Source organism: Runella sp. MFBS21 (assembly GCF_029433105.1).
GTDB lineage: Bacteria > Bacteroidota > Bacteroidia > Cytophagales > Spirosomataceae > Runella.
Window position 1 is genome coordinate 1,084,312 of record NZ_JARNTW010000001.1, and the last position, 10,027, is coordinate 1,094,338.

8 protein-coding genes and 1 CRISPR repeat array are annotated in these 10,027 nt (G+C 40.8%); all 8 genes read left to right on the top strand.

Translation table 11 applies throughout. The features are described from left to right. Window positions 1-14 precede the first annotated feature (14 nt). The 8 genes from P1X15_RS04210 (at window position 15) to cas2 (ending at window position 8,648) form a co-directional block, all read left to right on the top strand. Window positions 15-698: a CRISPR-associated endoribonuclease Cas6 gene (locus tag P1X15_RS04210; protein ID WP_277336878.1), complete on the top strand. Its 684-nt coding sequence runs from the start codon at window positions 15-17 to the stop codon at window positions 696-698. 18 nt (window positions 699-716) lie between these two features. After that, complete coding sequence (locus P1X15_RS04215) at window positions 717-1,616, top strand: hypothetical protein (RefSeq protein WP_277336879.1); 900 nt, start codon at window positions 717-719, stop codon at window positions 1,614-1,616. Next, window positions 1,604-3,205, top strand: a complete 1,602-nt coding sequence (locus P1X15_RS04220) for a hypothetical protein (protein WP_277336880.1) — start codon at window positions 1,604-1,606, stop codon at window positions 3,203-3,205. The genes P1X15_RS04215 and P1X15_RS04220 overlap by 13 nt, the downstream gene beginning before the upstream one ends. A gap of 11 nt (window positions 3,206-3,216) precedes the next feature. Beyond that, window positions 3,217-4,116, top strand: coding sequence for a DevR family CRISPR-associated autoregulator (locus P1X15_RS04225; protein ID WP_277336881.1), 900 nt, complete (start codon window positions 3,217-3,219; stop codon window positions 4,114-4,116). Then, window positions 4,113-6,542, top strand: a complete 2,430-nt coding sequence (cas3, locus tag P1X15_RS04230) for a CRISPR-associated helicase Cas3' (RefSeq protein WP_277336882.1) — start codon at window positions 4,113-4,115, stop codon at window positions 6,540-6,542. Before P1X15_RS04225 ends, cas3 begins: the two co-directional genes overlap by 4 nt. Then, window positions 6,529-7,086 carry a CRISPR-associated protein Cas4 gene (gene cas4, locus P1X15_RS04235; protein ID WP_277336883.1) on the top strand — a complete coding sequence of 186 codons (558 nt, stop codon included), beginning with the start codon at window positions 6,529-6,531 and terminating at the stop codon, window positions 7,084-7,086. Before cas3 ends, cas4 begins: the two co-directional genes overlap by 14 nt. Window positions 7,087-7,251: 165 nt before the next feature. Next, window positions 7,252-8,337: a type I-B CRISPR-associated endonuclease Cas1b gene (gene cas1b / locus P1X15_RS04240; protein WP_277336884.1), complete on the top strand. Its 1,086-nt coding sequence runs from the start codon at window positions 7,252-7,254 to the stop codon at window positions 8,335-8,337. 47 nt (window positions 8,338-8,384) lie between these two features. Beyond that, window positions 8,385-8,648, top strand: a complete 264-nt coding sequence (gene cas2 / locus P1X15_RS04245; RefSeq protein WP_277336885.1) for a CRISPR-associated endonuclease Cas2 — start codon at window positions 8,385-8,387, stop codon at window positions 8,646-8,648. A gap of 224 nt (window positions 8,649-8,872) precedes the next feature. Next, window positions 8,873-9,883: direct repeats of the CRISPR family, unit length 29 nt; unit sequence CTTTCAATTGCACCTGTTGGTATTGAAAC. The last annotated feature ends 144 nt before the right edge of the window (window positions 9,884-10,027 follow it).

A 10,027-nucleotide genomic window follows, 5' to 3' on the forward strand; every position in this document is an offset into this window, starting at 1 on the left:
AAACTGAAAATGCTATGCGAATACAATTGGTATTGAGTCCGAATATACAGCCAGTGCCGTTTTCTTATTTACCTGATTTGCGGCACGCCTTACACAAGTGGCTGGGTCCTAACGACCTTCACGATGATTTGAGCCTTTACAGCCTTGGTTGGCTGAAAGGAGGCGAAAAAATTGGACGCAGTCTATACTTCCCACAAGGAGCCACTTGGAATTTGGGGTTTTACAACAGCGATTTGGGCTGGGAATTGGCCAAAGGCATTATCAAAGACAAACATTTGGCCTATGGCATGACCGTTGAAAAAGCGTTGGAAGTGCCAACTCCACGTTTTGAGTCGCCCATGCGGTTTGCGGTAGATGGAGCTGTGTTGGTACGTGACAGCCGTCTCGATGGTAGCCGCGAATGTATTTTATGGAATGATATTCGTTCGGATGTGCTTCTCACTCAAACGCTAATCAAAAAAATGAAAAAAGCAGGACTAGCAGAAAACCATCAGCAAATAAAAGTCCGTTTTGACCGATCCTATGCCAAAGCTCGTGAGAAAGTAATGACCGCCAAACGCGTAGAAGGTGGCAAAGACATTCAACACAAAGCTAGTGTCTGCCCCGTCATTGTAGAAGGAACTCCTGAAGCTATTGAATTTGCATGGTTGGTCGGAGTCGGCGACTTGACAGGTAGCGGATTTGGAGCACTCGTTTAATCTTTAATGTTCAAAAATATGGAAACCATTGATTTACAGTTTTTCTTAGAACCGCCAGAATTAACAGTAAAAGGCATTTTGACTATTGAAGCTTTGGCTCCGCTTTCGATGGTTGCGGCGCAGCCGGGGGCTTATTATCGAACGCAATCTATACCTACCAACGAAATGGTGTATGGTATGCTTGAAAATGCATTGGGCTGGCACTTTGGAAGCATGAATCTTCAAATCATTGAGAAGGAGTCAAAGAAATATGACAGGGAAAAGTTAATAAAGAAATTAAAGTCTATTGCATTTAAAAGATTTAAAAAAGATGAACAATGGAAAAGTTCTAAATGGCTCACAGAAGACCCATTAAAAAGCGGTTCAGGGTTTATGTCTTTATTGGCTTATCACGTGTCTTTAAATTTAAAACCAGATTCAGAACAAATGTTTTTACATTATGACGATTTATGGACACGGCATATCAATGCAGGAGTTAGTGGAAGATTTGAAAACAGCAGCCGAAATCATGACTTCAGAATAACAGAAGTACGAGAAAGAATATCCCGAAAAACATTACAATTTGATGATAAAAGCGAGAAAAACAAAGAGGGAGAAGATGAGAAAATAGTGAATAATGAAGAGCAATCAGAAAAAGTTGGTAAAAAAAACGAACGTAGGCTTACTGTTGAAGAAATGTTAGCCGTACCAGATAAAACAACTCTTCACAAAAAGCATCTAAAGCCCTTTTTCCCCTTTTATTACAACAGTCCAACATTGAGAGGGTATGTTGTTCCTTCACAACCGTACGTATTTGAAATAGTAACAACAACAGAACTTAAAAATTTACTTTTTGAAGCGATTAGGAACCCAAAATCGCCTTTATATCTTGGTTCTAATGATGGTTGGGTGGAGGCAACCTTACAATGGACAGATTAAATCCAAACCTTTGGCATCCTTACGCTCGTTATGGTGTGGCCGTCGCCGTAGTTGAGCAAAGTGCATTCAATGATGACTTGTCTGATTTAAGCATTCTTGAAAAATTAGCTAAATATGCTATTCGAGCAGGATTAGATGGCTATCTGCTACAAACTTTTGACAATTTAATTCCTCAAAGCGAGATAAAGTATAGCTACGTGAGCCAAGAGGATGTTCCAGAAGCCTTTAAAAAAGATGGGGTTATGCTTTCGCCACATGTCCTTACAAGTAGTGATAAATATGGAGGAGGATGGAAAGGATGCTTTAATAAAGTCCAAAAAGATTTAATTAAGAGTCTTGAAAAATCACCTGAAAAAGAAAAACCACAAGAATTATTCCAGTCTTTTGCTCCCCTGGTGACAAAAATTAACAAGGAAGGAAATGAGGGAAGTAGTAATCCTAAAGTAACGTATTTAGAAGCAGTTTTTACAGCCATAACAACGCTTACTAAACTTAAGCCATGTTTGAATGCCCGTATTCCCAGTAAGAGTACTGATCAAAAACAAGTTTGGGCAAATCATGGCATTATTCCAGACTTACCACTTTGGGAAGAGTTGAATACAAGTTCTACTCCTTTAATTGACTTTGTACTTGTATTTAAAAATATTTCTGAAACTTACCAAGGTGATATTCTGAAAGCAAAAGTTAAAGCTCCGAAAAAATACCCTCAACCTCTTATATTCAGAGGTAATTTTCCGAATGCTAACAGACTAAGTAATGGGTCTTTGGGTGTTGTAAGTTTAGTGGCTGCGATAGGCCGTTGGGCACGTGAGATACAGTATTTTAGAGGTATTTCATCAGTCAATTGGGCAGATAGGGTACTTCATTTTATACAAAAGAATCCACTTTATATTGTTTCAAATGAAGGGTCGTTTCAAGAATCCTTCAATCATCATCTGATAGACTTAACTTTAAAGGAAGATTTAACAGTAATCGGATTGTCTTTTTATCGAGTAAGATTACTATTTGGTAATGATGATGAAAAAAAGAAACAAGCATTTCTTATGATGGCTGAAAGATTTCTTAGGTTATACACACCAGAATCTTTTAAAATGTTCTTGTCATTCAGAGCTGAATATCCTGCCGAATTATCAAAACTTTTAAATCATTATTTTATGACAACAAAGCAAAATAGAATTGACTTAGAGATAGTTAAGTCAGCCAGAGCCTACGGAGAGGCTCTAAATTTAGCGGCATACATAGCTGCAAACGAAGACTTTAAAACAAAATTAAAGGACGCTTCTTCTGAAATAAAGACACTTCCTGAGGATGAATTGAGAAAGTATAAGTCCAAAAGTATTTCGGAATCTAAAGACCGAGTGCTTACGCAGTTAGAAAGTACTATCGGAAGTTCCAAAAGTAGCACTGCTCTTTTTTATCAATTAGGTAGTATTACTGGACGTCTAGTTAAAAAGGATATTCCTTCTATCAGTGGACGCTTCATGGAAGCAGTTTTGACAGGCGAGATAGATGTAGAAGATGCCAAAAATATGATAATGGCCTTTATGCGTCTTAGTACTTACACAGAACAATTAACCGATAATAACTAAACTTTACAATTATGACTATCAAATCAATTACTGTAACCTTGGTAGCCCCGATGTCTGACCATGCTGCTAACAGAGGTGAGAGGCTTTTGGGTAATTTATCTTCAATTAAGCAACGACCCGACGAGAGAGTATATATCGCTGGGCAGATGCAAAGACATGCCTTGTTTAGTGCCATAGACCGTTTAAATGAGAATAAAGGAGGTACTTATCTATCTAATGGCGATGGAATAAATTTTAATAATATGAAGCAAGACTTGCGTGCAGATATGGGAGGGTTTTTACGCCCCGGTATAGAAAGAAGAACTTCTCCCATATCCGCCACTCCTGCCGTTGCTAAAAACCCAAGCCAAGTCGGTAGAGATTTATTACTCCGCCTCAATCAACGCGAGGGCTCAGACCCTGTACCTGCTACTAACTCATATAGTCAGTATGATGAAATGGTTATGTCTTTTCATTTAGACCTAAATGCTCTTGGTGTCAGAAAACAGTTTGTGTATAACCCTAACGATGAGACACATATTAAAACGCACATTCAGGCACACATAGACCCAAGCGAACAAAAAAGGCGCGTCAAATTGTTTTTGGAAGGAACTCGCTATCTCACCGACTACGCTAACCAAGCTCGTAATGCTACATCTGGCGAACCTCAAAAAGTTCTTATTGTACTGGATACAGTAATGAGCCGTAAAGCAGCACGCTATTATAAAGATACAACTACTGATATCGAACGTGAAAATATCTTAGCCGAATTGGATGCCCGAAAGGCACTTTATTTTTTAGGAGACGATACCAAAGTCACTAACAGCCAAAATGATACTGTTGATGGTGCCTACCGCAAGGCATTAGCGGTTCTAAATAGTGCGGAAAATCAGCTTTACTGGCCAGGTAATCAACCAACACCAGCATCATGATATTGGCTAAGCCTTCTGGTATTTCGCTCAAAGCCCATACGTTGCGTGTACAACTGCAAGCTACAATTTTTTTAGATAAGTGGCCTACTTTACAAAAGAAGTACAAAGAGTTGACGAAAAAAGATGATTTACTAGAATCCCTGAGTAAAGTAATCGAATGGCATGATAGAGGTAAAGAACTTGAACCTTGGCAAATTGCTTGTCGTCAAGATTATATAATCTACTCTAAGTGGCTGCAAAAAAACAGGAAGCAGGAATATTCAAAGAGTTACAAAGAATTTGAACGACAGAAAGATGTAAGCACCGGGACAAATCTAAGAGATGCACGTTTCCGACATGAGTTTGGTTCTTTATATCTTGCTGAAAAAGAAAATGCTAATTTGAGTTTTTTTGAAAAAGTTGCAATAGCTGCTCATCATGGGAAACTGCATAAACGATTTGAAGATAGATGGAAAAATGACGATAAGGGCAAACTCAATTTTGAGAAATATTGGGGAATCTTTTTAAGAACAAGTTTCGAGCTTTTTTTTAAAGACTCTCAGCGCTGGGAAAAACTTCTATTGGAACGCTATAAAATGGCGGCTGTGAGAGCGTTATTACAGTTAGCTGATACCCGTGCCAGTCGCGAAGAAGCCGAAGGTAAACTTGCTCCGTTAGATACATTTATTTACAATTGCCCGTTTCGTGATAGCTTGAAAGAAGTTCAAAAAGCGGCCTTACAAATTGCTAAAGATTGGACTCCTGATAATTTTTGTTCGATTCTTCGTGCGCCTACAGGGAGCGGCAAAACTGATGCGGCTTTGCTTTGGGCCGAAGAACTGATTAAACAAAAGCACGCCAGTCGATTAATTATCGCCATGCCCACGCGTTTTACGTCCAATTCGCTGGCGGTGGACGTAAACAAAAACGTGTTGAGCGATACAGGTCTTTACCATTCAAGTGCGTGGTTTAATCGTTTTGGCAATGCCAAACCCGAAGAGAAAGATTATTGTCGGGAGTTACAAAAATCGGCTCAATTGTTTGTAACGCCAGTTACGGTTTGTACTATTGACCATTTATTGATTAGTCTTACAGGAACCGCCGAGCACCATCACAGTAGTTTCTTTTTCATGGCTAATAGTGCAGTGGTATTTGACGAGGCCGATTTTTATGACCCATTCATACAAGCCAATTTAACTGTTCTGCTGAAAGTATTAAGAATCTTACGGGTCCCTGTTTTGATAATGAGCGCAACGGTTCCTGATTCGTCAACTGAATTATACCAAGTTGCTGCTATATCAGAACCGCAGGAAATTACAAAACCACCTATCAGAAAGCTGGCTTGGGCAGGCAGAAAACAGCAGTTAGAGGACGAAAGTACCATTTATATTACAGATTTTGATAGCGAAACTGATTCGTTAGACTGTGAAGATGCACTCCAAAAAATGATTGATGAAGGTCATGGAATTGTCTATGCCAACACTGTAGAACGAGCCTTACATTATTACAATTGGCTAAAAGAACAGCCTAATTGTCCCGAATTGATTATGTATCACAGCCGTTTTACTGAGCCGGATAAAAAAGCCATTGAGAATACACTTCTAAGTATGCTCGGAAAAGATAGTTGGAGAGATTATAAGGAAAAAAATAAACCCGTTCGGGGAATTGCCATTTTGACACAAATAGGTGAAATGAGTATAAACATTTCATCAACGGTTATGCTGTCGGATTTGTGTCCTTGGGATAGACTCACACAGCGATTGGGGCGACTCAATCGCTTCAATCAAAGCAACAATCCTATATGCTTCGTAACAGTTCCATTCAAAAAAGGTAAACCTTATGTGGCACCCTATGGCACAATAGAAAAGAAAAAATGGCAACCAAGCGAAGCGTTTACTAATACACTTCAATCTATTGCCAAATTTCTAAACAACGATTCAGCCATTGAAGTAACCCCCGAAGAAATGGTTAGACAGGTTAATTTGCTTTATCCCGAATTGAAAGAGTTTTCTGACAAAGCAGAGACAAATCGAAAGAATTTAGAAGATTTAATGCAGCAAAACTGGCTTATTGTACCTGACCGCAAGATTGATGAAGATGAAGGGAAAGTAGTTGGCAAATGGCAAAGTCGTGATATTGAAGAACAACGAACGGTATTTGTTAAGCCCCCCGAAGACTTCAACAAATACATTGACTACCAAGGCTTTTCTTTAGAATACGGTATTTCTATTCCTGTCTGGATGATTGAAAAAGAGCTTAGAAAAGGCTCTGAAAGTAAAGTCCAGGTCGTAGAGGTAAATGTTGATGAAAAACCTGTCAAACTGATTTATACAGATGCTTACTATGATGAGCCATCCAATATCGAAACAGGTGAGGAAAAGAAAACATCAAGTATTGGCCTAGCTTCTTTTTACAAAAAGCCAAAAGAGCAATATGAAGACGATTAACCTCTCCTCCCCCCGCATTGGCGGAATGCTTGTAGGGTACTACCAAATTTGCCCTCGTAAAGCGTGGTGGTCGTTGCGAGGGATTTGGATGGAACAAGAATCCGATGCAGTAGCTTTGGGACGCTTGTTGGATGAAACGAGCTATGCCCGCGACGACAAACAAATCTTGATTGAAACCGAAGCCCCTGACGGTACCCATTTAGTGGGTAAAATTGACCGAATGAAACTCAAGCAAGGGGTGTTACACGAAACTAAAAAAGGTCGTTCGTGCGAGGAAGCACATCGGTGGCAAGTGCGGTTTTACCTGTGGCTACTGTACCTCAATGGCGTCAGGCGTTCCGATGGGACTCCTTTTACAGGACAGTTGGATTATCCTTTGTTGCGCCGTACCGAAAACGTAGTACTTGAAGCAGAACATATCCAAGAACTAACTCAAACGATAGCCAATATACGACAGTTAGCAAATCAGGAGTCTCCACCTGCGACACTTTCAAAGCGCGATTTTTGTCGAAAATGTTCGTTTGAAGAATTGTGTTTTGGATAGATTTATTGTGTCAGCCCGACAATAGGACCAGGCTATCGTACAGGGGTTTATAACCGTAGCTGACATAGATTCCTCTCCCGAAAGCGTTCGGGATTGGAATGACAAGAACGTCAGTCGGAATGACAAGAACGTCGGGATGACAAAAGTTTGAAAAATAGAAACCTTATGAAAAGACCTTACTATTTGTTTTCCAGCGGACGCCTCAAACGGCGGCACAACACCTTGGCCTTAGAGAAAATGACGGGCGAACGTCAACCCGACGATGCCCCTGAGGACGAAGCCCTACCTTCTGCCGAGGCTGATGGTGCTCGCACGCCCTTTCCCGTAGAAAGTGTAGATAGCTTGTTTTTGTTTGGCGAGGTAGATATTAATTCCAAGCTCATCACTTTCTTGGGACAGCAAGGCATTCCGGCCTTTTTTTATGATTATTACGGAAACTATACTGCGACACTTTACCCTCGCGACAACCTTCTTTCGGGACATTTGCGGGTTCAGCAGGCGCAGTTTTATCTGAGTTCTAAAAAACGGCTGGTATTGGCTCAGGCATTTGTGGAAGCAGCTTTGTTCAATATTGAGCGCGTCATTAAGTATTACCAACCCCGTCTGGAAGGTGAAGCGCGTACGGCGGCCCAAGTGACACTTCAAGCCTTGACTCGCGACCGCGAGGCCTTACCCAAAACCACCGACATTCCCACATTGATGGCCGTAGAAGGCCGAATACGGGACCGATATTATCAGCTTTGGCCTCATTTTTTGGGAGAAAACGTGACGCGGTTGTTTCCCTTTAACAAGCGCGAGCGACGCCCTCCCTCCAATGAACTCAATGCGCTGATTTCGTTTGGTAATTCGATGTGTTATACTACCGTTCTGCGACAAATTTACCGTACCGCTCTCGACCCCACCATCGCTTTTTTGCACGAACCTGGGGATAGGCGCTTTTCGTTGTCGCTTGATATTGCCGAAATTTTTAAACCTTTATTGGTAGACCGGGCCATCTTCCGATTATTAAAAACGGGAGAAATCAGCCCCAAACATTTTGAAAAACACCTTGGAGGTTGTTATTTGTCGGAAGCAGGACGTAAAATTTTTGTACAACATTGGGATGAACGTCTCAGTCAAACGGTACAACATCGAGAACTCAATCGAAAAGTATCGTACGAGCGATTGATTCGACTCGAATGTTATAAATTGGTCCGTCATCTCAACAACCCTGTCCACGAACCTTATCAAGGGTTGCATATGTGGTGGTAGGTCATAAGCTTCAGATGTTCATTGACGTACTGTAAATCATTTTAGATATGCCTTATTTTATTGCGGTTTATGACGTAAATCAAAAGCGAGTAGGAAAAATGCTGAAGCTGTTTCGACGTTATCTCACTTGGATTCAGAATTCGGTTTTTGAAGGCGAACTAACTCCCGCCCAATTCAAATCCTTACAATGGGAAGCCGAGCAATTGATGCAAGAAGGCGACGGGGTAGTATTTTATCAAATGCGAGATGAGCGCTATACAGAGCGGATTGCGCTGGGAGAAGAAAAAAATCAACGCACTCGTTTTCTGTAAGTTAGGCAAAATCAAGTCGTCGGGTGCGATAAAATTTACCCACATCGGTTCCCAATCCAGCCTACAGCAAAAAATTTTTTCACTTTAGATGACTGTAAATGAGGCATTTTGCGAGAGTCGTCAGCCTCTAGGGGTTTTGGCGCTACTATACATTGACGACTTTTTTATTTATTTTTACCATTAAAATCGGCCAATCCAGCCTCTAAACCCCATTTTAGAGGTGGCTTTCAATTGCACCTGTTGGTATTGAAACCAATTGCTCTTTTTCGGTCTCATCCAAATCTCTGAACTTTCAATTGCACCTGTTGGTATTGAAACTTTGCATCCCCCTGACGCGCTGCTAAACCGTTTGCTTTCAATTGCACCTGTTGGTATTGAAACCAAATAACAGCTTAACGAAGTTTGATTTCATTATTACTTTCAATTGCACCTGTTGGTATTGAAACTCACAATCAGCGAAATCAGAAAAGGAAAGAAAATAGACTTTCAATTGCACCTGTTGGTATTGAAACATGCGCGACGTCTTGTAAGTAGGCAGACATCAGTTTGCTTTCAATTGCACCTGTTGGTATTGAAACGGGCAAAAACTGCATCTTCACCACCCCTCCAATGCCGCCTTTCAATTGCACCTGTTGGTATTGAAACTAGGGGCGATCGTTCTGATGGCCTTGGGCGCCATAATGCTTTCAATTGCACCTGTTGGTATTGAAACAAGCTCAACGCAATATAAGGATCATTGCATTTGGCAAACACTTTCAATTGCACCTGTTGGTATTGAAACTGGAACTATCGACAGATTGAGCAAACGCAAGAGATGCCTTTCAATTGCACCTGTTGGTATTGAAACTGAAGAAGGTCTCACCTGTTTTCTCTACAAATCCTGCTTTCAATTGCACCTGTTGGTATTGAAACGAATTCATATAGTAGCCGAAACAGTTATGTGTATGATCTTTCAATTGCACCTGTTGGTATTGAAACCGTGCATTGCTAGGGACATATTGCGCAATGAAGAGCTTTCAATTGCACCTGTTGGTATTGAAACAGGCGCAGCGTTATATCAACGCGCTTATTTCAGGCTTTCAATTGCACCTGTTGGTATTGAAACATGTGGGTGGTGTCGGGGTTGTTGGAGTAGTTGGCTTTCAATTGCACCTGTTGGTATTGAAACGAGATAAGCTACAAGTAAGGCGCTATCTAACCAACTGGCTTTCAATTGCACCTGTTGGTATTGAAACTTGATTCAAGAAAGTCTGGGAGTGTACGCTGAACTGTGTCAGGATTTTAGTTTTGCCTTTTCAGCCTCCGAGGTAATTTTCTCTGTCAGCTTGTAATCTATCGCCAAATTTAATGTACAATTGCGACATGGCCAACCCCCAATT